We start from the raw sequence: 23,127 nt of genomic DNA on the forward strand, positions 1-23,127 counted from the left end.
GGGCGAGCGTCGAGCCTCCTCGTCGCATACGCTCCTGTGGGGTCTCGTCTTTCTCGCATTCCCACAGGAGTCTACGTGTATTCAGTCTGCTGAGTACTTCTTCTCCCATTTTTTTTTCGTGAAAAACAACAAACTTTGAGAAAACAGCCTTTTTTATAAAAGTTATTCTGTGATACTATCTTCTTCTAGATTTGCTTTCACTCTCTGAAGATGATCTCCGTCTTCTGCTCTTAAAATATTGACGAGCATTCTTTTTGTCAACTTCATCATCAATCCTTTTACATGCAATTTAGCTTTAAATTGTACTTTTGTACCCTCTTCTACTTCTGAAAACTCGTATTCGTAATCAACGATTAAACCATTGGAATTACTTCTTGTCTTATAAGAAACATTCTCTTCAAAAGAAAGGAATTCAATTTCTGCAACCGCCTTTTTCCCCCGCACTTTTCTAGTTTCTTGATATTTTGTGCCAACTCCAATTGACCCATCTGTTATTTTATTCGTTTCTACTACTGCTTTCATATATTCTGGAGCATTCCTCAAATTTACCATATAGGAAAAAACAAGATCTACTGGTTTTGCAATCACTGCACTAGCCTGAAAATCAGTCATTTATTCCACCTCAAATTGTATTAAATAGGTTTGTCTCAATTAATGATAATTTCAGTATAACTGATTTTTATGTAGTGGGTGAAAATTCACAAAAAACTAGCATAATGAGTGATTACTCACTTTACATTTCGCTGATATCATATTATCATAAAAGTGAGTAATCACTCATTTTAATGGAAGGAGAATGATGATGACGAATAATCTCATTATTTCTGTTGATTCTGTTTACAAATCATTTGGTAAGCAGGCTATTCTTAATAACATAAATTTGAAGCTTCAAAGGGGAGAAATTTTCGGTTTATTAGGTCCTTCTGGCTCTGGGAAAACAACGCTTGTAAAAAAATTGGTTGGGCTTGATACACCTGATAAAGGAAACATCACCGTTTTAGATAACAAAATGCCTAATTTAAAAGTAATGGAACGGATTGGATACATGGCACAGGCAGATGCCTTGTACCATGAATTAACCGCAATGGAAAACTTGGATTTTTTTGCAACATTATATGGCTTAAAAGGAAACAAGAAAAAAGAACGGATCGAAACGGCAGCTTCCTTAGTTGACTTATCTGATCACCTTCATAAGCTTGTTTCAAACTATTCTGGAGGAATGAAAAGGAGATTATCGATTAGCATCGCACTATTAAATGATCCTGATTTATTGATTTTAGATGAGCCAACTGTTGGTATTGACCCTGTTTTACGAAAAAATATTTGGGCCAGTTTTGAAAAATTAAAAGAAAAAGGCACTTCTATTATTATAACAACACATGTAATGGACGAAGCAGAAAAATGCGATACGTTAGGCATGATTCGCAATGGTCAAATTATTGCCAGTGGGACGCCTAAAAGCTTAAAGGAACAATGTGATGCTAAGACCATGGAAGAAGCATTCTTATATTACGGAGGTCTTTCTTATGAGAATTAAGGCGCTAGTTATTCGCATTATGAAACAATTTTACCGGGATAAACGAACAGTGGCGATGATGATACTTGCTCCAATCTTCATTTTAACTTTATTAAACTTAATTTTTAACAGTGATGCGTATGAACCGAAAATAGGTCTTGTAAATGCCCCAGAGAAAGTAACAGCCTCACTTGAAGAAAGTGATGTTACTCTTTATTCTTATCAAGATAATAAGGACGCTAAAAAGGCAATAGAAGATAAAAAAATCGACGGATTTCTATCATTCGAAAATCAAACCCCATCGATCTTAATTGAAGGCAGTGATCCAACAGTAAATGGCACTACATTATCTACTATAAAAGAAGTGCTGCAGCCTGCTGATAGTAATGCTGAACATCTAAATATAGAATATTTATACGGTTCTAAAGATATTAGCCAATTCGATTCATTTGGACCTGTGCTACTAGGTTTCTTTTCCTTTTTCTTTGTATTTTTAGTAGCGGGAGTTTCTTTTTTAAGAGAAAGAACTTCAGGTACGTTAGAAAGGCTGTTATCTAGTCCCATTAGAAGATGGGAGCTTGTCCTATCTTATGTAATTGGTTTTGGATTATTTACAATGATTCAATCAAGTATTATTGTTGTCTATTCTGTTTATATATTAAACATGATAAATGAAGGTTCCATTGCTTATGTCTTGTTAACGAATCTGCTTCTTTCTTTAACAGCATTAACACTAGGTATTTTACTTTCTTCCTTTGCTAAAAATGAATTACAGATGATGCAATTTATCCCATTAATTGTTGTACCACAAGTATTTTTTTCTGGTTTATTTAATTTAGAAACGATTTCTTCTTCCATTAGTTGGATTTCCATTATTACACCTTTGTACTATGCAGGTGATGCTTTAAAAGATGTCATGATTCGCGGCAAGGGATTCGAAGATATTATCGTGCCGCTTGCTGTGCTTTTAGGCTTCTCTGTCATTTTTATCATCATTAATATTATTTCTCTAAAAAAATATCGTAAAATATAACTTATTTCAGCTTTTCTCTTTTTTGCCATCTTCCATTATAATAATAGTAATCAGTTACTCAGAAGGAGCATTATAATGTCTGATCAAGATTCAATTTTAGAACATATTCTTAAAGATGAAGCCAATATTACAGAAAAGCAAAAAAAAATTATTACTGCAGCTATTGAGGCGTTCTCTGAAAAAGGCTTTGCAGCAACCTCTACAAGTGAAATTGCAAAGAAGGCTGGAGTGGCAGAAGGAACGATATTTCGGCACTATAAAACAAAAAAAGATTTACTTTTAGCTTTGCTTGCACCAATGGTAAGTACATTTATTGCCCCTTTGATTATGAAAGATTTTGATAAGGTGCTAAAGGTTTCTCATAATAGCTTTGAAGAGTTACTCCGAGCAATAGTAAAAAACAGAGTAGAATTTTTACAAAAAAACTATACTCTGTTTAAAATTCTCATTCAAGAAATACCTTTTCACGATGACCTCAGAGAAACATTTAAAGAACAAATCGCGGTTAAGGTATTTGGTCGATTGCAAGAAATTGTTGATCAATACAAGGAAAAAGAAGAAATCATCGACATCCCTACTTTTTCCGCTGTCCGATTAGCAATCTCCTCTATCTTTGGCTATTTTATTGCCCGCTATATTATGCTTCCAGAAGCAAAATGGAATGAAGAGGAAGAAATCGAACGAACGATTCAATTTATTCTTTATGGGTTAAAACCAAGGGATTAAAAAGGCAAACCACACTTTGACGGTTTGCCTTTTTTCCTATTCATCCTTTATCACTAAATTTATTGCTTTAGCTACACCACTTTCTTCATTTGTTGCCGTTACAAAATGAGCATGTTTTTTTAATTCATCCACTGCATTTCCCATCGCAACCGCTCTGCCTGCCTTTAATATCATAGAAAGATCATTAAAATTATCACCAATTGCCATTGTATCTTTTAATGAAATTCCTTTTGACTGCACAAACTTTTCTAAGGCTACACCTTTCTGCGCATTGACTGCTGTCAACTCTAAGTTTTCTTTACCTGATGCACTAATAACCAAGCCTTTCACGCTGCTTAACTCATTTCTCACTTCATCCAGTTTCGTTTGATCTGCATGATAAGCAAGTAATTTATAGATAATGTACTCGTCCTCTTCAAATAAAGGTAAATAACTTTCTGCTTCCTTAATTTCTTCCAGCCGCTCGTCTGCCGCTTGTTGTATTTCCTCTAAATCTCTTGCATGTCCACCTACAGTAAAAATGTCCATAATCAATGCTTTTGCCATTTTTTTATCTAATGTAAATGTCCCTTTATTTGTATATACCTCATAATAAACTTGATTTTGATGTAAGATTTCTGCTACTTCTTTCGCCAGATTCTTCTCTAATGGGTTGGTTCCGATTATTTCATGCTTATTTGTTCGTATTTCAGCACCATTTACACAAATCAACGGTGTAATAATCCCAGCATCTTTTAATAAATCGCCTGCTTCCTCATAAGCACGGCCTGTCGCAATAATAACCTCTATTCCTTTTTGTTGAGCCAGCTTAACCGCTTCCCTATTTGCTGTTGTTATTTCTTGCGCAGAGGTTAATAACGTTCCATCCATATCAATTGCAATACATTTCACCATGATTTAAACACCCTCAACTGTTAATATTCCCCTTCCATAGCCCGCCTATAAAAGCATACAACTTTCCTTTTTATCAATCAAAGTATATGCATTTATTCCTAATTTAACTCCTGATGAAACATAATCTGGAAAATAAACCGATGATGTGGTATGAAAAATGTGCAATTTCCGTCGATTTTTGTAGAATAATAGCTATTTCTAAGAAAATGAAACAAAAAGAGGAGAAATTGAAACAATAAATTCTTCCCATATCACAGATAACTGGCGATTAACAAATTTCAATATCCTTTTGTTGCCAATCTTTCGTTTTATGTGAAATTGTGAACTTTTTTCAAACTTTTTGTGATTTTCCACTCAAACCGTCTATTTTTCATTATGATATAGCTATCATTTTAAAAAAAGGAGACGGTTGGAAAAAATACACCTATTCTTTTAGAATTTCCGTATATACCAGTATTTAATCAACAAGATTTAACAAAAAATTCACTGCACGAACGGACATAAACATACCTATTTTCCATCATTTTATTTAATTTTTATTAACAAACACACTGATTACGCAATGATATTTATCGCTTTTAAAAGTTTTGAAGTTCACAAATATCTCCCGAAAAATGGGAACATAAAAGAAAAGGAGGAGAAATACATGGATATGGTATTTCTATCACGTTTACAATTTGCTTCCACTACCATTTTCCACTTTATATTCGTACCAATTTCTATTGGATTAGTATTTCTAATCGCAATCATGGAAACAATGTATGTAAAAAGTGGCAATGAAGAATATAAAAAGATGGCGAAATTCTGGGGAAAGCTATTTCTTATTAATTTCGTTATCGGAATCGTTACAGGAATTCTCCAAGAATTCCAATTTGGCATGAACTGGTCTAATTATTCTCGATTTGTTGGCGATGTGTTTGGTGCACCACTTGCGATTGAGGCACTTCTTGCATTTTTTATGGAATCAACCTTTATCGGTTTGTGGATTTTTGGATGGGAAAGATTATCGAAAAAAGTTCATTTAGCATGCATTTGGCTAACTGCTCTTGGTACAACAATTTCCGCCTTTTGGATTCTTGTCGCTAACTCCTTTATGCAGCATCCTGTTGGATTTGAAACAAACAACGGCCGTGCAGAAATGAATGACTTCTTTGCCCTCATTACAAACGGTCAAGTACTTGTAGAATTCCCGCACACAGTTTTAGGTGCATTAGCAACTGGCGCTTTTCTCGTAACAGGCATTAGCGCCTACAAAATGTTAAAAAAACAAGAAGTCGAATTTTTCAAAAAATCATTCCAAATCGGAATTGCAGTTGCTCTTTCTGCTTCCTTTTTAACAGCTGTTGCCGGCCACAGCCAAGCACAATACTTAGTGAAAACACAGCCAATGAAAATGGCAGCTAGTGAAGGTCTCTGGGATAGAAGTGAAGATCCAGCACCATGGACTATGTCCGCTAACATTGATGTAGAAAAGAAACAAAACTCAAATGAAATAAAAATTCCTTATGCACTAAGTATTCTTTCTTATAATACGCTGTCAGGCAGTGTAAAAGGCATGAACGAGCTGCAAGCAGAGTATACAGCTAAATATGGGGAGCGCAACTATATCCCACCAGTAAAAACAACATTCTGGAGCTTTAGAATTATGATTGCTGCAGGTGTAGCGATGATTCTATTAGGCATATACGGTGTGTATTTAGCATGGAAGAAAAAGTTAACAACAAAATCAAATAAAGTCTTTTACCGTTTAATGATCGCAAGTATATCTTTGCCATTTATTGCAAATACTTCAGGATGGATTATGACAGAAATCGGCAGACAGCCTTGGACTGTGTTTGGTCTAATGACAACAGAAGACAGTATTTCTCCTAGTGTAAGTGCCGGTCAAGTATTATTTTCTTTGATTACATTTTCAACCATCTATGCAATTCTAGCTGTCATCATGGCCTTTTTATACGTGAAAGTAATTAAAAAAGGACCCTATATGCTAGACAAAAAAGATAGTAAAGTAAACAATGACCCATTTGCGAAGGAGGGTTTCCATGCTTGAGTTAAATGTTCTTTGGTTTATATTAGTCGCTGTTTTATTCATTGGGTTTTTCTTTTTAGAAGGATTTGATTTCGGTGTTGGCATGTCCACGCAGATTATTGCAAAAAATGATATGGAAAGACGTATTTTAATTAATTCTATCGGCCCTTTCTGGGATGCGAATGAAGTTTGGCTGATTACGGCTGGGGGCGCTTTATTTGCTGCTTTCCCTCACTGGTATGCTACGCTTTTCAGTGGATTTTATACACCACTTGTTGTTGTATTATTAGCATTGATTATCCGTGCTACTGGATTTGAATTCCGTGCAAAAGGCGACAGCCCCTTATGGAAGAAATCTTGGGATGTTTGCATCTTTTTAGGAAGCTTGTTGCCTCCGCTTTTATTTGGCGTCGTATTTGCTTGTTTCATGCAAGGTTTGCCAATCGATAAAAACATGGAATTAAAAGCTGGCTTTTTTGATATCGTGAACTACTATACACTAGTTGGCGGTTTAACCGTTTTAATTCTTTGTTTAGTTCATGGCCTTATGTTTACAACCCTTCGCACTGTTGGAGATTTACAAAATCGTGCTCGCAAAACAGCACAAAAGCTACTGCCTCTTTTAGGAATTTTATTAGCGGCATTTTCGATTCTGACGTATATTAAATCAGATATTTTTGATGCTCGAGGTGAAATTTTAACTGCGATATTCGGATTAGGTGTCATCGTATTTGTTCTTGCTGGCTTCTTTATTTCTAGAAAAAGAGATGGCTGGGCGTTTGGCATGACAGGCGGCGTTATCATCCTATCCTTTGCAGCAGTTTTTATCGGCTTATTCCCAAGAGTAATGATCAGCTCGATTAGTGAAACTTTCAGCTTAACGATTTCAAACGCAGCTTCTGGTAACTATTCTTTAAAAGTAATGACAATTGTGGCTCTTACCTTATTGCCTTTTGTACTTGGGTATCAAATATGGAGCTATATTGTATTCCGCAAAAGAGTTACTGAGAAGTCTCATCTTGAATATTAATGAAACAAGATTTACTTAAATTTAAAGGGATCAAGCCGATTCTCTTTATATTAACACTGTTAATCATTATACAAGGTGCAGCGATTATTCTGCAGGCCAAATGGCTTGCAGAAGTAATCGTTGCGTTATATAAGGGTGAATCACTTCAAAAACAATATGAGGAAATCATATTGTTTTTGTTCGCATTTATCGCCCGTCATTTTCTTCATCTTATGCAGCAAAAAATCTCATCAGATTTTGCAGAAAAAACGAGCAAAAACTTACGATTTCAACTATTGACGAAATTATTTCAACTCGGACCTAAATTTACGAAAAAACAAGGAAGTGGTACAGTTTCCACCCTTGTAATAGAAGGAATCTCGCAATTTAAAACGTATTTAGAGCTAATTCTTCCAAGAATGATTGCAACAGCAGTTATTCCGCCGATGCTGCTTCTCTATGTTTATTGGATGGATTGGATATCCGGCATTATTTTAACAATCACGATGCCGATTTTAATTGGCTTTCTTATCTTAGTCGGACTTGCTGCAAAAGGCCAAATGAACCGGCAATGGGCTACATACCGAATTTTATCCAATCACTTTTTAGATTCTTTAAGAGGGTTGGAGACACTTAAATTTCTTGGAAAAAGCAAAAAACATAGTGAAAATATTAAAAAAGTCAGCGAACAGTATCGTTCTGCCACGATGAAAACATTAAGAGTTGCCTTTCTCTCTTCTTTTTCATTAGACTTTTTCACTTCATTGTCAGTAGCTTCAGTTGCCGTTAATTTAGGTGTTCGATTAATAAATGAACATTTAACTTTATTGCCAGCACTCACTATTTTAATGTTAGCACCAGAATATTTTCTTCCCGTTCGAATGGTTGGCGCAGATTATCATGCTACATTAAATGGAAAAGAAGCGGGTGAATCGATTCAAACAATTCTTGGCAAAAAAATAAATAAGGAAGACCGCAATGTTATTGGTTCTACTATTAATGAACTCTCTTTTCATTCCGTTGGCTTTCGTCATCACGAAGACGAAGAAGAGACATTGCACGATATCACCTTTCATCTTCATGGTGTGAAAAAAATCGGAATTGTCGGAGAAAGTGGAGCTGGAAAATCTACCCTCATTGATATATTAAGTGGTTTTTCCCGTCATACTGTTGGTTCGATTGCTTTAAATGGGAGTAAAACAAGCTTAACAAATGATAGCTGGAGACAGCAGACTACTTATATTCCACAGTCTCCTTATATATTCAGTCTTTCATTAAGAGATAATATTCGCTTCTATTCTCCTGAGGCAACGGACGGAGAAGTGGTTGACGCTTTAAAAGCAACCGGTTTGTATGAACTGTATACAACATTTCCAAACGGTTTAGATGAATTATTAGGAGATGGGGGCAGAACACTGAGCGGCGGGCAGGAGCAGCGCGTCGCGTTAGCACGGGCCTATTTAAGCAACCGCCCTGTGATGTTATTGGATGAACCGACATCCCATTTAGATATTGAAACAGAATTTGAGCTGAAGAAAACGATGCTGCCCCTATTTAACGAAAAATTAGTTTTTCTTGCGACCCATCGCTTGCACTGGATGGAAGAAATGGATCTTCTATTTGTATTAGATAAAGGGCAAATAGTAGAAATAGGAACACATAAAGAGTTAGTTGCAAAAAAAGGTGCCTATTACAGGCTGCTGAAAGCGTAAGGAGTGAATAGAACATGAATCAGGAAAAATGGATTGTTCCGTTTATAAAAGGAAATGTCCCGCGAATTATCTTTATCATTCTTATAAGCTTTCTTACTGTTCTTACAGCAGCTATGCTTACTTTTACATCCGGGTACTTAATTTCTAAAGCTGCAATTCCTGTAGAAAATATACTACTTGTGTATATACCGATTGTTGGTGTCAGAACTTTCGGCATAGGTCGTGCCGTTTTTGCTTATTTAGAAAGGCTGGCCGGACATGATACCGTCCTGCGAATCTTATCAAAGATGAGAGTGAAGCTTTATCGTATATTAGAAACGCAAGCACTGTTTTTAAAAAGCCGTTTCAAAATGGGAGATATGCTCGGTATATTAGCGGAAGACATTGAACAGCTGCAATATATTTATTTACGAACGATTTTCCCAACCATCTCTGCTATTTTTTTATATGTTGTAGTGGTGTTTTCAATCGGGATGTTGGACGTTCCATTCGCTCTTCTTATTGGCTGTTATCTTGCTGTATTATTAGTTATTTTGCCAATCCTTTCATTGTTGTTTATCAAGAAAAAACAAAAAGCATTCAAACAGAAAAGAAATGGCTTATATCAAAGCTTAACAGACAGCATTCTTGGCATAAGTGATTGGGTAATCAGCGGCCGCACGACAAGCTTTATTGCTGGTTATGAAAAAGAGGAAGCTGCTGTTGCTGCCATCAATAATCAATTACAGCGCTTTTCAAGATGGAGAAACTTGCTTGCGCAGGGCATTGCAGCCGTTATTATTATTTCGTTAACTCTTTGGTCAAGCCAGCAGTATGCAGAGGGAACGATTTCCGCTACAGTAATTGCCGCCATTATTTTGGTTGCTTTTCCTGTCTTGGAAGCTTTTTTCATTATTTCCGATGCTTTTGAAAAAATCCCTGCTTATCAGGACTCGTTAGCAAGATTAAAAAAGTTAACAGCAAGCAATGCACCTTGTAATAACGAGGCTGTTCTAGAGGGTAGTACAGTCAATATTCAAGTTGATTCAGTGAGTTTTTCTTATGAAAACGAGAAGGACTTTTCTGTTTCTGATGTGAGCCTTTCTATTCCTCAAGGAAAAAAAATCGCTATTATCGGGAGAAGCGGTGCGGGGAAATCGACTTTGCTAAAGCTGATTCAAGGGGCGCTTATTCCAACTGCCGGAAAAGTGACGTTTAATGGTCGAGATGCTTTTTCTTTCCATGAAAACAGTGCTTCTATCATTTCTGTTTTGAATCAAAATCCTCATTTATTTGATACGACGCTGCGAAATAATGTAACCCTAGGAATCGAGGAAGCATCAGAAGAAGATATCAAAAGAGCAATAAAACTAGCGCAGCTCGAAAAATTGGTGGAAACCTTGCCAGATGGCTTAGATACATTTATGCAAGAAACTGGCCAGCGCTTTTCAGGAGGAGAAAAACAGCGGGTCGCACTTGCAAGGATTCTTCTGCAAAATACACCTGTTGTCATTATGGATGAACCGAATGCAAGTTTAGATCCTCGAACAGAAAAAGAGCTGTTAAAAACTATTTTTGCAAGTTTGAAAGGGAAATCGATCATCTGGATTACTCACCATTTAGTCGGTATAGAAGAAATGGATGAAATCATCTTTATGAATGGCGGGAAAATTGAGATGCGCGGTACACATGAGGAGCTATTAGCAGCGAATCCTCGTTACAAACAATTATATCGTCTTGATCATCCAAGTTTTTAATCAAACGTTTGATTAATGTTGCAAATAGCTTCAGATTAACTGGTTTCGTGACCGACAAATTTGAAGATTGGAAAAAACGGGGCTGACTATTGAAGTAATAAAAAACGTTGAGAGTCATCATCTATATTTTAGATGATGCTTTCTTTTTAAAAATTGGCTACCCTGAAAATAAGCTCTGTTAAAAGGGGTTTTCCGAAGCTTATCGCTCGCTTTCCGCGGGGCGAGCGCCGAGCCTCCTCGTCACTTTGCTCCTGCGGGGTCTCGCCTTTCTCGCTAATCCCGCAGGAGTCGAGCGAACGCTTCTCCAAACCAACATCATTCTTAGCCCTAACTCCTTCTATCTTCACGCTGTATTAATCTAAATAAAATTAGCGCCTGAATTCCAGCCATAATAAACAACAAAATTCCGATGGACCATAGAGCTAGAAACCCTATACAGCAATTGATTAATATACTAATAATAAAATTAGCAATGGATTCTTTTTTTGTAAGCTCTATATGAGTAATATAAATTGAACACAATCGTTATATAGATAATAGGAGTTAATATATCCCACAGATCCATCATAGAGACACACTACCTTTCGCTGCTAATGAATAACATCTGCTAATAACGCATCTGTTGCCTCTTGCAAATTCATCACTTCCAACTCGATTTGCATGCCAATTTTTCCAGCGCTTACAATGATGGATGCAAGGTTTGAAGCACTTTCATCGATGATTGTTTGATACTTCTTTTTCATTCCTATTGGGGAACAACCACCGCGAATATATCCTGTCAATTTTTGAATATCTTTTACGGCAACCATTTCTATTTTCTTTTCCTTTACCACTTTGGCGACTTTTTTTAAATCAAGCTCCTCTGCTACTGGAATTACACACACATAAATATCATTGCTGCCTTTCACAACCAATGTTTTGTAAACCATTTGAACATCTTTATTGATTTTATCAGCAACGGATATTCCATCTATTTTTCCGTCCTTATTGTTATATGTATAGATTTCATAAGCAATTTCATGACTATCTAAAAAACGCATCGCATTTGTTTTCGCTTGTGCCATCTTATTCCCCTTCTTCCTTTTATACTCTTGTCCTTATTATAGCAAAAGGAAAATAGCCCTCCTTTCTCTTCTTATGAACAAATTTCGAAAAACCTCCATATAGTATTAAAAGTCTTTCAGGCTTAGGTTTTAGAGCAAATGTTATTTTGCACTCTAAAGACTTTTTCTTTATTCGAGGAGGAACCAGATGAAACCAACCTATCAAGATGCGCTTGCTTATTATGGCGTAAACGGTGCTCATCCAGGCGGATTGTCTTTAACGAAATCGTTATTGGAACAAGAGCATATAACAGCAGCTACAGAATTGCTTGACGCTGGATGTGGCACCGGGCAAACATCTGCTTATATAAAAAAAAATTACCCTTGTCATGTAACGAGTATCGATTATCATCCTACAATGGTAAAGAGAGCCCGGCATCGTTTTCAAAAAGAACAGCTTCCGATTCGATTGTTTCAAGGAAATGTGGAAAAACTGCCTTTTCATGATCATAGCTTTAATATTATTCTTGTTGAATCCGTTCTTATTTTCACGAATTGGAAGAAATCATTAAAAGAGTTACAACGTGTACTAAAACCAAATGGGGTGCTGCTTGTGTTGGAAATGACCTCCGAAAGAAAATTAACGTCGAATGAACAACATAATATGTGTTCTGTCTATGGAATTGAAAAAGTTTTGACAGAACAAGAATGGATATACGAGATAAAAGAAGCAGGTTTTGCATCCGTTGACATTAAAGCTGCACACTCTGTTTTCTCATATTTGGCATCCTCACCAGAAATAGACGAAGACGGCTTAGATCTTACCGCTCCCAGAAATACTGAGATGGAAAACAAATTAATGGAGCATTCCCACATCTTATATGTTTATGGCAACATTATCGGTTACCGCGTTTATCGAGCGACTTGTTAGTTTTCCAGCAAAGATTTATGGATCCAAATAGCGGCCTGTGATCCTTCCCCCATCGCAATCGTCACTTGTTCAGAATGTGCTGCAACATCGCCAGCTGCCCATACATTTTTGATATTGGTCATTTTTGTACGACTATCCACTACAATATGCTGATTACTCAAAAGCTCGATACCTAACTGTTTTGCCAAATCGGACTTTACTTTATTTTTGCCAAATGCGATAAAGCTATGTTCTGCCTTTACTTCGATCTCCCCTTCTAAAACATAGCTTTTTAGTTTTGCTCCGTCTGTTTTTACCTCTTTTATTCTTTTATTTATATAGGAGATGTTTTGTTCTTGCAGCTTTTTTTCTACTTCTACATCTAATTTCTCTCCGCCATGATTGATATAAAGGATGTCTTTTGTCCAGTAAGTTAAAGTTAACGCCATATTGGCCCCAACCTCTCCGTTTCCAATCACCACAGTCTTTTTCCCTTTTACTTCATAGCCGTCACAATCCGGACAAACATATACGCTTATTCCTAAACAAGGAAACAACTCAGGAAAAGGTGGGATTGTATCGATAATACCCGTTGCTAATAACAGCCTTTTTGCATGAAATTGTTCTTGCGACTCTGTTGATAATATAAATTCTCCATTCCTTTTTTCCGCATGTAAAACCGTTGACTGCAAAAAGGAAACGCCTAAGCTGCTTGCTTGTTTTTGACCGATTGTACGTAATTCTGCTCCACTTATTCCATCCGGATAGCCCAAAATATTATGATAGCTTCGACATAAAGTAGATCTGCCATGATTGGAATCAATAATTAACACTTTATGCTGATACCGCCCTAATTGAATGGCCGCCTGCAAACCAGCTATGCCTCCGCCTACAATAATGCAATCATATGTATTCATAAATCCTCCCACTAATAAAAATTTTTGTATCCATTCGTATAGATTTTCAGAAAAAACCCATTTTTATTCTTATTTAGACAAAAAGAAGAAAGCAAGTAAAAAGTAGATATCCCCTACTAATTACTTGCTTTCTTTTTATAATTAACTTTATATATTAATTGATTAAAAACTTCAGAAAACATTAATCCCATTGCAATGGATCCAGATATAAGAAAAGCCTTTGCAGCTAAACTTACTGCATCGGTATAATTATTTTCAACAAAGTTCCGCATCGCATCATACGCCATCCCCCCTGGCACAAGTGGGATAATACCTGCTACGCTAAAAATAATAACAGGCTTTTTATATTTTTTAGCGAAAAAAAGACTAATAATTGCTACTAGAAAGGCTCCTATTATCGTTGCAGGAACCGCATCTATATCATAATAAACAGTAAACCAATAAGCAACCCAGCCACACATTCCAACAAAACCGCATGGAAGCAGCATTTTTCTAGGAGTATGAAATATCACCGCAAAAGCGGATGATGCAACAAAACTTGTAAGGGCTTGTTCAAAAAAAGTAATCATAGTCGCAACTCCTTATAAAAGTACAAACAAAACTGCGATTCCGGAACCAATCGCAAATGCAGTTAAAAAGGCTTCTGCCCCTTTAGAAATGCCGGCCACTAAATGCCCTGCCATTAAATCTCTAACGGCATTTGTTATGGACAATCCAGGAACTAACGGCATAACTGATCCGATAATAATTTTATCCACTTCTTTGCCAAAACCAAGATAAACCGCTGAAAAGGCAATCAGTCCTACAAGGAACGCAGCTAAAAATTCTGCAAAAAACTTAATTTGCACTACCCTGTGAAAATAAATGGAACATAATAGCCCTGTTCCACCAGCAATAAACGCTGGGAAAAAATCTCCCCAAACACCTTGAAACATAATCAGAAAACAACCGCTTGCTAATGCTGCAGCAACAACTCTCTCCCAGTCACTGTATGTACTTTTCTCTTTTTCTATTTCTTTTAATAAATGATACGCCTCTTCAATAGAAAGGTCGCCAGTACTGATTTTTCTAGAAACATCATTTACTTTGACAACTTTCTCTAAATTTGTTGTTCTTTCGATAATACGAATCAGTTTTGTGTTCGTTTGTTCTAACCCTTCCAAAGTAAAAATTATTCCTGTTGGGGTCACATAGCTATCGGAATATTCTACCCCAAAAGCATTTGCAATTCTTATCATTGTATCTTCTACACGATAAGTTTCTGCACCGTTTCTTAACATAATTCTGCCAGCAAGCAAACATACCTCAATGATGTCACATGTCTTTTCTTTAGATATATATCCCATAAAAAATCGCTCCTGATTCTTTCTTAAACAGCTTTTTGTTTAGTATATAACACCGATTTTTTTACATACCGATCTAAAGTAAAGTTTATAGAATTCCCTTGTATAAATCTATAACTAATTAAGGCGCAAAAAAAGTCCTTTGCTAGTTACAAGGACTTGTGGAAAAAGGGACGGAGCTTCGCCTGCTTTACGTGTGCAGATAGAATCAGAGTGCTTTGTATCTTGTTTTTATACGTATATAGAAAGGAATCGCTCCGCTCACGCCGCCTTCAATAGGTTAGACTTATTCTCCTTTTCACATGGGGATGCGAGGGGAAGTTCAGGCTGATAAACGCGAGGCATTTTAAACCGTTATTTTCTAATCTTTTTGAATACCAAATCGTGCATTAATTTGCCCACGCAGCATTTGTTTTTTTACTTTGCGTTCTTCTTCTTCTTTATTTTTCTTCATAATTTCCTGTCTAATTTCATGTGTACGAACACCTTCTTCTCGTTTGTTGGCAATTTCTATCAGTCGCTCCACATCCGAAAAAGAATATTTCCGATTTCCTCGTTCTGGTCTTTCTGGAAAAATCAATTTTCGTTGTTCGTAATATCTTATTTGTCTCTCTGTTAATCCTGTTAATTCACTGACAACACCAATCGTAATAACTTTTCTTTTTTTATAGGATGGTTCGTGATCCATTTTATCCTCCCACCTCATTGAAGTAGTTATTTATCTCATTATTTGCAATTATAATACTATTAACCAAAAACAAAACCATTTTTGTCAGATTTTCTGACATCTAATTAAAAAAATAGGTCAGAATACCTTACAATATAGATGTATATTTTCTTTTTTTCCTATAAAATGCATATTATATCTGCCAAACAAGATATATGCATACATTTTTCTAAAATCGAGAGGAGTATTATTTGAAATGATTAACAAGGAAGCAATTGATTTAGCGAAAAAAATTGTTGAACTAGATCTTCTGCGGGATGAAATTTGGGAAAACTTCACAGCAGTTGCAGGTGACCACGCTCACGATATACTTCGAATTATTCAAAACAGCTAAATTGCTATCGTTTTTCATTCTTTTCAATAACCATAAATCCTTATTTTCACATTATAGTTGGACCCATAATCTGCATTTAGCAGCTGTTGTCGTCCGACTTTTTATCATAATCGGGAAAACTCTTAACTTGTCATCAATCATATTAGGAAACATATCATCCATTATATCAAGGTTTCCGCATTTCCGATGTTAATGATTCTTCCATCATTAATACCGATAACAGCTTTTATTAATCTAAAAAGTCCACAATAAGTGCATTTTTTATTAGAAGGTTAGGAAATCTAACATTATTTTAATGGAATAGACAAATAACATCAAGTAAATGCCGAAATTTTTTTAATAATCTTTATTTTAGTAATTTTTATTTAAAAGAAAAAGAAGGCCTCTACTCAACAGAAACCTTCCCTTTCTATATTAAATGCTAATATCTCGTTTTTGGAAAAACAGAAACGTAATGACCATAAAGATAACATAATACACACATAATATTCCTAATGACATCGGCATCGTAATATTTTCTAATATCTTATCTTGCATAACAAATATCGTTTGGTCTAAATGAGGGAAAATTAACGCTTTAGTCCATGTATACTTTTTTGCATAACCTACTATGAGGCCGCCAATCGTAGAAGAGGAAAATAGGACAAATATGCCTACACCAACTGCGACTGCCTGGTTTTTAAATAATGTTGATAACATAAAGGCCATAGTAATAATCATTAAAAGACCTGGCAAATAATAAGCAAATATCTTAAAGAAATGACTTCCGCCGCTGACAGCTGCCATACCAACTTCGGTATAAGCTCCGATTTTATCTACAAAATTACCCGTTCCAAAAAATATTATCCCGACAATGTAGCCAAATACAAGCAAAACGACCAATAAAAATAACGCATAGATTAGCATGGAAATATATTTAGACAGTAAAATAGCCCAGCGCCTGTGTGGTCTTATCAGCAATTGTTTAATCGTTCCATCTGAATACTCGGATGAAATATTTCCCGCACACATAATCACAACAAAAAGAGTTACCAATGCTTTTAAACCAATGACCCAATCATTCATAAACGACCAATTCGTAGGATAGGGATTAACATTTTCTTTTAAGTTCCACTGTTTTTGCATGATTTGACCTGCTATATCTTCCTTTTGGTATTGATCAGGCGCTTTTTTTTGCTGTTCTTGAAGATCCTTTATTTCCATCTGTACCGATTCCTGCCATGTATCCCCTTTTTGCTTATCCGATGTTCTTTGAACAAGCAATCCTGCCCCTATTAATGCCACAATAAGCACAATGGCAAATATCCAGCTCATTTTCTTTTCAAATGTTTTGATGAGTTCATTATGAATTAAACCAATCATACCGTTTGCTTCTCTCCTTTTTGACTAGTAATCTCTAAAAATCTGTCTTCAAGGGTTAGTTTTCTAACATTAATGCCATATACAGAAATATCGTTTTCTACAAATAGCTTGTTCACAAGTGAAACAGCTAGTTTCGTTAACTTGAGTGTTAGTTCTGTTTTATTCTGTGTGACAAATTCAAATTTAATATTACTATTATTTAAAAGAGGCAGCGCTTTTTCAGGCTGATCTACTTCAAATATAACCTCTCTAATATCCTCTTCGTCTTCTTTTATAGTTTCATCCATTGTGGAAATATGGATTAATTCCCCCTTCTCAATAATCGCAAACCGATGGCACATCAGCTCCATCTCCGCTAATAAATGAGACGAAACTAACACGGATATTCCTTGCTCTGCCAACTCATGAAGGTAGTTGCGGAATTCTTTTATTCCTTGCGGATCAAGTCCGTTTGTCGGCTCATCTAAAATAAGGATGGCAGGATTATGTAATAACGCTTGAGCAACTCCTAAACGTTGACGCATCCCTAACGAATAGGTTCTTACTTTTTGATGCATCGCCTTCTCTAACCCTACTATTTTGGCTACTTCACGAATACGCTCTTCTGTTATTTGCTTTTTGGCCATTCTTGCATAGTGGCGCAAGTTCTTATATCCACTCATATATTTATAGAATTCAGGATTTTCGACAATGGCGCCAATGCTGCTCATCGCATGAGCAAAAGAACTGTCTAAAGAGTGTCCATTAATGACAACTTCACCTTTTGTTCTGTTTATTAAGCCGACTATCATTCGAATAATCGTCGTTTTCCCTGCTCCGTTCGGTCCTAACAGTCCAAATACCTCCCCCTTTTCAACCGAAAAACTGACAGAATCTACAATCGTTTTGTTTCGAATGGTTTTTGTTAAGTTTTTAACTTCTAAAGCATATCGAGACATAACTTGCTCCTTTCTTTTTATAATGACTTTTCATATTTTTTGTTTTATCACCGAAGCTGTATAAAAATACCATACTATTCTATATACGTCTTTTTTTCAAAAATAGTTTCATTTTTTTTGGAAGTTAAATGGAGAAAAGACAAAAAAGCCGGTCTCTTCTAAACTGATCCAAGAGAAACCGGCTGTTATTTATTTACCTTACATGGAAATTAGAGATTTATATTAAACAGATGTTTTTGATAAATTATTTATCACTTCTTGGACAGATACATACTCATAGCCAAGGTCTTTCGCAACTGGCGCATACGTAATTTTACCATCAAAAGTGTTTACACCTTGTTTAATAGCATAATTATTTTCAATCGCTGCTACTGCCCCTTGATTGGCAATTTGCAGCGCATATGGGATTGTCACATTTGTTAAGGCGATTGTTGATGTTCTTGGAACTGCCCCTGGCATATTCGCTACTGCATAATGAACAACGCCGTGTTTTACATAGGTTGGATTATCATGCGTTGTAATATGATCAACTGTTTCAAAAATACCACCTTGATCAATCGCCACATCGACAATAACGGAACCTGGCGACATTTTCTTCACCATTTCTTCTGTTACAAGCTTAGGCGCTTTTGCTCCAGGAATTAATACTGCACCGATAACTAAGTCTGCTTCCAATACTGCCTCTTCTATATTTGCTGGATTAGAAATAACGGTATTCAAACTTGCACCAAATTGATTATCCAACTCTCTTAATCTCTCTGGATTCAAATCTAATAATGTAACATTCGCTCCGAGGCCAATCGCGATTTTCGCAGCGTTTGTGCCAACAATACCACCACCGATGATCGTTACATTTCCTTTCTTCACTCCTGGTACACCTGCAAGCAGAATGCCTTTCCCGCCATGCGGCTGTTCTAAAAATTGAGCGCCGATTTGTACTGCCATTCTTCCAGCAACCTCACTCATCGGCGTTAAAAGCGGCAGCTTTCCATTCACTTCAATTGTTTCATACGCAATCGCAGTGACCCCTTTTTCCGCCAACGCTTGAGCAAGTTCTTTTTCTGCTGCCAAGTGTAAATAAGTAAATAAGATAAGACCTTTTCGGAAATATACATATTCAGATGCTAACGGTTCTTTTACTTTAATAACCATGTCAGATGCATTCCAAACTTCTGCTGCTGCGCTGATAATTTTCGCTCCAGCATCTGCATATTCTTCATTAGTGAAGCCACTGCCAATACCTGCGTTATTTTCAACTAATACCTCATGTCCACCTTTTTTTAAGAAAGATACACCTGAAGGAGTAATCGCAACCCTGTTCTCGTTATTTTTTATTTCTTTCGGGATACCAATAATCATCTCTTATTCCTCCTTGTAAAGTTTCCTTACGTTATTACGTTAGATTTCTTAACATCATCATAAGGCGGATAGAAATATTTATCATTGTTTAAAAGAATAAAAGTATAACAGGTCTTTTGTGAAAATTCACAAACCTTATTTTTTACGCCAGTGCATCAGCTTTAAATCTAAATATAACATAAACTTTTGAGCAGGCATCGATAAATTTACATCCATGATTTCCGCTATTCTTTTTAATCGATATGTTAACGTATTCGCATGAATATGGAGACGCGCTGCGGTTTTTTGCACACTTTCACTTTCATCTAAATACGCTTCTAAAGTTGCAAGCAACTCCGTATTATGGCTATGATCGTATTCTGTTAACTTTTGAATCGCGATATTTTCAAACCCGTCTTGCAGTCTCTTTTCTAATAAAATATCTAAAAATTGATAAATGCCTAAATCTTGATAGTTAAAAAAAGAATCTGCTTCAGCAGGAAACTTCTCCTGAACTTCTATCACTGTTTTCGCTTCCTTGTAACTTTTCTTTACATGTATAAGTTCTTTGTAGATTCCACCAAATCCTCCTTTAACATGTAAAATATCAAATCTTTCTTTTAAATGTTTTGGAAAACTTTGAATAAATTTGTTATACGTTATCGATGGATTTACACGCTTTTCGATTGGGGTGACCAAAATAATTAACTCATTATCGTCTATGGTTGAAAATGAAATTTTTACTTCTTCGGCTATTTTTAATAAATAGAAAATATGTCGTTCTACTTCTTTGCTGATGATGTTATTAAATCGGAATACCATGATGGTGAACTGATCAAATGGAGGAATGCCAACTTCTTTTAACTTCACTTCCGCTTCTTGCTCCTTAACATGACCAGTTAGCAGCCTCCAAAAAAACTCCTGGTTATCTTGGCTCGATGGTCCTTTGCTTTTGCCAAAACGGGAGAGCAAATGCTTTCCAGCTGCTGCTGCATATTCCAATTGCTTCATTTGCTGTTCTGTTAAATAATTATTTATTTCGACCGCCCAAATATAGCCAATTACTTCTTCCCCTCTCCAAATCGAAACGGCAACCCGATTGCCTAAGCCAATTTCTTTTTTCTCCTTAATTCGAATTGGTCTTTTGCTTTTCAGCAATTGAGGAATGACGCCATCCTTCCACAAACGATTAATGATTTTTTCGGGAACTTTACGGCTAATAATCGTAGAAATACGAACTATATCTGTTTCCTCACCGTGACTGCTATATACTAAAACACGATGATGAGTATCTTCCAACGTAATAGGACAGCCAAAAAATTCACTTACATGATCGACAAAGCTTTCAAGGGAATCATACATTTCCCGTCGGAACGGATTTAACGGCTCATTCGACATCAGCCTGCTCCTTCCTTTTCCATTGTAGGTTTAGCATTATTCCTGATTATCGTAACATACTTACTCCTTCTATTTTAGCTCGTTTCATTCTTATCCAACAATACTTAATTAGAATAGGCGGGTTCATGAAAAAACAGGATACCTTCAATAGGTCTCCTGTTTGGCATTTTTTCATTTTTGAATGCTTTTTTTCTTACTTCCTTCCAAAAGACTCCCGCCTGCAATTCCAGGATGGGTCATCTCATAAGGATTCAAAATTAAATTCAACTCTTCTTCCGTTAGCAACCCATGCTGCAGGCAAAGCTCTCGGACAGACTTTCCTTTTAAGATGGCTTCTCTAGCAATTTTCGCTGCGATTTCATAACCAACATGAGGATTTATAGCTGTGATCGTTCCTACGCTTTTTTCCACATACTCTTTCAAGCGATGTTCATTTGCTTCAATACCAATCAAGCAATTCTCTGTAAATGCTCGAAATCCGTTGTTCATTATACTAATAGATTGAATCAAATTAAAAACAAGGACCGGTTCCATTACATTTAATTCAAACTGGCCTGCTTTTGATGCTAGACAGATAGTATTGTCGTTTCCAATAACCTGGAACGCGATTTGATTGATAACTTCTGCCATAACCGGATTAACTTTTCCCGGCATAATCGAAGAACCCGGCTGCCGTGCCGGCAATGTAATTTCCGCTAATCCTGCACGAGGACCAGATGCCATTAAACGTAAATCATCACAAATCTTTGACATATTCATCATACATACTTTTAATGAAGCTGATACTTCTGTATATGCATCTGTATTTTGAGTTGCATCAACAAGGTGCTCTGCTTTTATTAATGGAAAACCACTAATTTTCGCCAAGTATTTCACAACATTCTCTATATAACGTGGATCCGCATTCAAGCCCGTTCCAACAGCTGTTGCCCCCATATTTACTTCATATAAATGTTGATGCGATTGTTGAATGCGTTTTATATCACGTTCCAACACCCTGCTGTATGCCTCAAATTCTTGCCCAAGGCGGATTGGAACGGCATCTTGCAAATGCGTACGCCCCATTTTTATAATATGATCAAATTGCTGCGCCTTTTTTTGGAAGACACTACGCATGTAGGTCATTGTTTGTAGCAAGCTTTTTAAGAGATTAAGCGTTGCAATATGAATGGCCGTTGGAAATGCATCATTTGTGGATTGAGACATATTAACATGGTTATTAGGACTTAGATGAATATACTCTCCCTTGCCATAGCCCAGCAATTCAAGCGCACGATTGGCAATCACTTCATTTGCATTCATATTCATGGATGTGCCAGCCCCGCCTTGAATAGGATCTACAATAAACTGATCATGCCATTTACCTTCTATAATTTCATCTGATGCTTGTACAATTGCATGCCCTAATCTATTATCTAAACGTTTTACGTCCATATTTGCTAAAGCTGCTGCTTTTTTCACTATCGCTAAAGCTTTAATTAATTCTTCATGAATACGATATCCCGTAATTGGGAAATTTTCCACCGCACGCAACGTTTGTATACCATAATATGCATCTATAGGAAGTTCTTTCGTTCCTAAGAAATCTTCTTCCACTCTTTCTTTATGATTTGACATTTCCATTCCACCTTTATTATCTCCTATTTTATGAAGGGCTAACGTAATCAACAATTATCACCCATAAATAAACTCTCGTCATAAAACTAATCATGTGACTTTTTCTAACGTTACGTGTCATTATAATCCCCATTCTAAATTCATGACAATACTTTTCAAATTATTATTTCTACTGTTTTTTTGTTAAATAATATCGAAAAAATGGATAAAGAAATATCTAGAGTAAAATCTACAAAAAAAATCAAAAGACTATATTTATTTACGAAATATTTCAAAATTAGATTTGCTGAACACACTACTTTAGATTCATTTTCACTTACATCCTTCCCCATTTCATCATACAAAAATAGGTGAAAAGATGTATTATTCTTGAAAAAAGAGGAAAAACTATTTAACTATTATGTTATCTATTGCCTCAACAAAAGATATTTAAGTCAGTCATAAACGTTAATAGTATACTAATATATTATACAAAGACTCCTTTAGTTCGTTTTTAATAAAAAAAGGGCTTTCCCCAAAATTCGGTTATCCGACTTTAGGAAAGT

At 36.0% G+C, this 23,127-nt stretch carries 21 protein-coding genes; 9 read left to right on the forward strand and 12 right to left on the reverse strand.

Annotated features, from left to right (window positions below):
• Positions 1 to 162: 162 nt before the first annotated feature.
• Positions 163 to 612 carry an SRPBCC family protein gene (locus ACTYA4_RS07805; RefSeq protein WP_443480886.1) on the reverse strand — a complete coding sequence of 150 codons (450 nt, stop codon included), beginning with the start codon at positions 610 to 612 and terminating at the stop codon, positions 163 to 165.
• 187 nt (positions 613 to 799) lie between these two features.
• Here ACTYA4_RS07805 and ACTYA4_RS07810 point away from each other — a divergent pair, with 187 nt between their 5' ends.
• From ACTYA4_RS07810 to ACTYA4_RS07820, 3 genes are all read left to right on the forward strand, one after another.
• Entirely contained in the window at positions 800 to 1,537 is a 738-nt protein-coding gene (locus ACTYA4_RS07810) for an ABC transporter ATP-binding protein (RefSeq protein ID WP_443480885.1), read from the forward strand.
• On the forward strand, positions 1,527 to 2,549 hold the full coding sequence (locus tag ACTYA4_RS07815) for an ABC transporter permease (RefSeq protein ID WP_443480884.1): 1,023 nt from the start codon (positions 1,527 to 1,529) through the stop codon (positions 2,547 to 2,549). The genes ACTYA4_RS07810 and ACTYA4_RS07815 overlap by 11 nt, the downstream gene beginning before the upstream one ends.
• A 75-nt stretch (positions 2,550 to 2,624) precedes the next feature.
• Complete coding sequence (locus ACTYA4_RS07820; protein ID WP_443480883.1) at positions 2,625 to 3,275, forward strand: TetR/AcrR family transcriptional regulator; 651 nt, start codon at positions 2,625 to 2,627, stop codon at positions 3,273 to 3,275.
• A 36-nt stretch (positions 3,276 to 3,311) separates the two neighbouring features.
• Here ACTYA4_RS07820 and ACTYA4_RS07825 read toward each other — a convergent pair whose 3' ends face one another.
• Positions 3,312 to 4,169, reverse strand: a complete 858-nt coding sequence (locus ACTYA4_RS07825; RefSeq protein ID WP_443480882.1) for a Cof-type HAD-IIB family hydrolase — start codon at positions 4,167 to 4,169, stop codon at positions 3,312 to 3,314.
• Between the two features lie 646 nt (positions 4,170 to 4,815).
• Between ACTYA4_RS07825 and ACTYA4_RS07830 the strand changes: the two genes are divergently transcribed.
• Genes ACTYA4_RS07830 through cydC form a run of 4 tightly spaced genes read left to right on the forward strand, consistent with a single transcriptional unit; the run spans position 4,816 to position 10,655 of the window.
• Positions 4,816 to 6,219, forward strand: a complete 1,404-nt coding sequence (locus tag ACTYA4_RS07830) for a cytochrome ubiquinol oxidase subunit I (protein ID WP_443480881.1) — start codon at positions 4,816 to 4,818, stop codon at positions 6,217 to 6,219.
• Positions 6,212 to 7,228 (forward strand): cytochrome d ubiquinol oxidase subunit II, encoded by a 1,017-nt coding sequence (cydB, locus tag ACTYA4_RS07835; RefSeq protein ID WP_443480880.1) that lies wholly within the window; start codon positions 6,212 to 6,214, stop codon positions 7,226 to 7,228. The genes ACTYA4_RS07830 and cydB overlap by 8 nt, the downstream gene beginning before the upstream one ends.
• Entirely contained in the window at positions 7,228 to 8,919 is a 1,692-nt protein-coding gene (cydD, locus tag ACTYA4_RS07840; RefSeq protein WP_443480879.1) for a thiol reductant ABC exporter subunit CydD, read from the forward strand. Before cydB ends, cydD begins: the two co-directional genes overlap by 1 nt.
• 14 nt (positions 8,920 to 8,933) lie before the next feature.
• The gene (gene cydC / locus ACTYA4_RS07845; protein WP_443480878.1) at positions 8,934 to 10,655 is read left to right on the forward strand and encodes a thiol reductant ABC exporter subunit CydC; all 1,722 of its coding nucleotides are present in this window, start codon (positions 8,934 to 8,936) and stop codon (positions 10,653 to 10,655) included.
• Between the two features lie 590 nt (positions 10,656 to 11,245).
• On the opposite strand, the gene ybaK is transcribed toward cydC, so the two are convergent.
• Complete coding sequence (gene ybaK, locus ACTYA4_RS07850) at positions 11,246 to 11,719, reverse strand: Cys-tRNA(Pro) deacylase (RefSeq protein ID WP_443480877.1); 474 nt, start codon at positions 11,717 to 11,719, stop codon at positions 11,246 to 11,248.
• Positions 11,720 to 11,906: 187 nt separating this feature from the next.
• Between ybaK and ACTYA4_RS07855 the strand changes: the two genes are divergently transcribed.
• Positions 11,907 to 12,629 carry a class I SAM-dependent methyltransferase gene (locus tag ACTYA4_RS07855; RefSeq protein WP_443480876.1) on the forward strand — a complete coding sequence of 241 codons (723 nt, stop codon included), beginning with the start codon at positions 11,907 to 11,909 and terminating at the stop codon, positions 12,627 to 12,629.
• On the opposite strand, the gene ACTYA4_RS07860 is transcribed toward ACTYA4_RS07855, so the two are convergent.
• From ACTYA4_RS07860 to ACTYA4_RS07875, 4 genes are all read right to left on the reverse strand, one after another.
• Positions 12,626 to 13,525, reverse strand: coding sequence for an NAD(P)/FAD-dependent oxidoreductase (locus tag ACTYA4_RS07860; protein ID WP_443480875.1), 900 nt, complete (start codon positions 13,523 to 13,525; stop codon positions 12,626 to 12,628). The genes ACTYA4_RS07855 and ACTYA4_RS07860 overlap by 4 nt on opposite strands.
• A 116-nt stretch (positions 13,526 to 13,641) precedes the next feature.
• The gene (locus tag ACTYA4_RS07865; RefSeq protein WP_443480874.1) at positions 13,642 to 14,094 is read right to left on the reverse strand and encodes a threonine/serine exporter family protein; all 453 of its coding nucleotides are present in this window, start codon (positions 14,092 to 14,094) and stop codon (positions 13,642 to 13,644) included.
• 12 nt (positions 14,095 to 14,106) lie between these two features.
• On the reverse strand, positions 14,107 to 14,871 hold the full coding sequence (locus ACTYA4_RS07870) for a threonine/serine exporter family protein (protein WP_443480873.1): 765 nt from the start codon (positions 14,869 to 14,871) through the stop codon (positions 14,107 to 14,109).
• Positions 14,872 to 15,229: 358 nt separating this feature from the next.
• Positions 15,230 to 15,556 carry a MerR family transcriptional regulator gene (locus tag ACTYA4_RS07875; protein WP_443480872.1) on the reverse strand — a complete coding sequence of 109 codons (327 nt, stop codon included), beginning with the start codon at positions 15,554 to 15,556 and terminating at the stop codon, positions 15,230 to 15,232.
• 235 nt (positions 15,557 to 15,791) lie between these two features.
• On the opposite strand from ACTYA4_RS07875, the gene ykzB reads away from it, so the two are divergent.
• Positions 15,792 to 15,929 (forward strand): protein YkzB, encoded by a 138-nt coding sequence (ykzB, locus tag ACTYA4_RS07880; RefSeq protein ID WP_443480871.1) that lies wholly within the window; start codon positions 15,792 to 15,794, stop codon positions 15,927 to 15,929.
• Between the two features lie 414 nt (positions 15,930 to 16,343).
• Here ykzB and ACTYA4_RS07885 read toward each other — a convergent pair whose 3' ends face one another.
• From ACTYA4_RS07885 to aspA, 5 genes are all read right to left on the reverse strand, one after another.
• Complete coding sequence (locus tag ACTYA4_RS07885) at positions 16,344 to 17,291, reverse strand: ABC transporter permease (RefSeq protein WP_443480870.1); 948 nt, start codon at positions 17,289 to 17,291, stop codon at positions 16,344 to 16,346.
• The gene (locus tag ACTYA4_RS07890; protein WP_443480869.1) at positions 17,288 to 18,229 is read right to left on the reverse strand and encodes an ABC transporter ATP-binding protein; all 942 of its coding nucleotides are present in this window, start codon (positions 18,227 to 18,229) and stop codon (positions 17,288 to 17,290) included. The genes ACTYA4_RS07885 and ACTYA4_RS07890 overlap by 4 nt, the downstream gene beginning before the upstream one ends.
• 222 nt (positions 18,230 to 18,451) lie before the next feature.
• A complete protein-coding gene (gene ald, locus ACTYA4_RS07895) occupies positions 18,452 to 19,588 on the reverse strand; it encodes an alanine dehydrogenase (RefSeq protein ID WP_443480868.1) in 1,137 nt (378 codons plus the stop codon).
• A gap of 135 nt (positions 19,589 to 19,723) precedes the next feature.
• A complete protein-coding gene (locus ACTYA4_RS07900) occupies positions 19,724 to 20,965 on the reverse strand; it encodes a PucR family transcriptional regulator (protein WP_443480867.1) in 1,242 nt (413 codons plus the stop codon).
• Positions 20,966 to 21,136: 171 nt separating this feature from the next.
• Positions 21,137 to 22,582: an aspartate ammonia-lyase gene (gene aspA, locus ACTYA4_RS07905; RefSeq protein ID WP_443480866.1), complete on the reverse strand. Its 1,446-nt coding sequence runs from the start codon at positions 22,580 to 22,582 to the stop codon at positions 21,137 to 21,139.
• Positions 22,583 to 23,127: the final 545 nt, after the last annotated feature.

The sequence above is a fragment of the Niallia yueguangensis genome (assembly GCF_052663115.1).

Excerpts from the sequence above, each read along its gene's own strand:
- ACTYA4_RS07805 (WP_443480886.1), bottom strand. The coding sequence starts at position 612 with ATGACTGATTTTCAGGCTAGTGCAGTGATTGCAAAACCAGTAGATCTT.
- ACTYA4_RS07810 (WP_443480885.1), top strand. The coding sequence starts at position 800 with ATGATGACGAATAATCTCATTATTTCTGTTGATTCTGTTTACAAATCA.
- ACTYA4_RS07815 (WP_443480884.1), top strand. The coding sequence starts at position 1,527 with ATGAGAATTAAGGCGCTAGTTATTCGCATTATGAAACAATTTTACCGG.
- ACTYA4_RS07820 (WP_443480883.1), top strand. The coding sequence starts at position 2,625 with ATGTCTGATCAAGATTCAATTTTAGAACATATTCTTAAAGATGAAGCC.
- ACTYA4_RS07825 (WP_443480882.1), bottom strand. The coding sequence starts at position 4,169 with ATGGTGAAATGTATTGCAATTGATATGGATGGAACGTTATTAACCTCT.
- ACTYA4_RS07830 (WP_443480881.1), top strand. The coding sequence starts at position 4,816 with ATGGATATGGTATTTCTATCACGTTTACAATTTGCTTCCACTACCATT.
- cydB (WP_443480880.1), top strand. The coding sequence starts at position 6,212 with ATGCTTGAGTTAAATGTTCTTTGGTTTATATTAGTCGCTGTTTTATTC.
- cydD (WP_443480879.1), top strand. The coding sequence starts at position 7,228 with ATGAAACAAGATTTACTTAAATTTAAAGGGATCAAGCCGATTCTCTTT.
- cydC (WP_443480878.1), top strand. The coding sequence starts at position 8,934 with ATGAATCAGGAAAAATGGATTGTTCCGTTTATAAAAGGAAATGTCCCG.
- ybaK (WP_443480877.1), bottom strand. The coding sequence starts at position 11,719 with ATGGCACAAGCGAAAACAAATGCGATGCGTTTTTTAGATAGTCATGAA.
- ACTYA4_RS07855 (WP_443480876.1), top strand. The coding sequence starts at position 11,907 with ATGAAACCAACCTATCAAGATGCGCTTGCTTATTATGGCGTAAACGGT.
- ACTYA4_RS07860 (WP_443480875.1), bottom strand. The coding sequence starts at position 13,525 with ATGAATACATATGATTGCATTATTGTAGGCGGAGGCATAGCTGGTTTG.
- ACTYA4_RS07865 (WP_443480874.1), bottom strand. The coding sequence starts at position 14,094 with ATGATTACTTTTTTTGAACAAGCCCTTACAAGTTTTGTTGCATCATCC.
- ACTYA4_RS07870 (WP_443480873.1), bottom strand. The coding sequence starts at position 14,871 with ATGGGATATATATCTAAAGAAAAGACATGTGACATCATTGAGGTATGT.
- ACTYA4_RS07875 (WP_443480872.1), bottom strand. The coding sequence starts at position 15,556 with ATGGATCACGAACCATCCTATAAAAAAAGAAAAGTTATTACGATTGGT.
- ykzB (WP_443480871.1), top strand. The coding sequence starts at position 15,792 with ATGATTAACAAGGAAGCAATTGATTTAGCGAAAAAAATTGTTGAACTA.
- ACTYA4_RS07885 (WP_443480870.1), bottom strand. The coding sequence starts at position 17,291 with ATGATTGGTTTAATTCATAATGAACTCATCAAAACATTTGAAAAGAAA.
- ACTYA4_RS07890 (WP_443480869.1), bottom strand. The coding sequence starts at position 18,229 with ATGTCTCGATATGCTTTAGAAGTTAAAAACTTAACAAAAACCATTCGA.
- ald (WP_443480868.1), bottom strand. The coding sequence starts at position 19,588 with ATGATTATTGGTATCCCGAAAGAAATAAAAAATAACGAGAACAGGGTT.
- ACTYA4_RS07900 (WP_443480867.1), bottom strand. The coding sequence starts at position 20,965 with ATGTCGAATGAGCCGTTAAATCCGTTCCGACGGGAAATGTATGATTCC.
- aspA (WP_443480866.1), bottom strand. The coding sequence starts at position 22,582 with ATGTCAAATCATAAAGAAAGAGTGGAAGAAGATTTCTTAGGAACGAAA.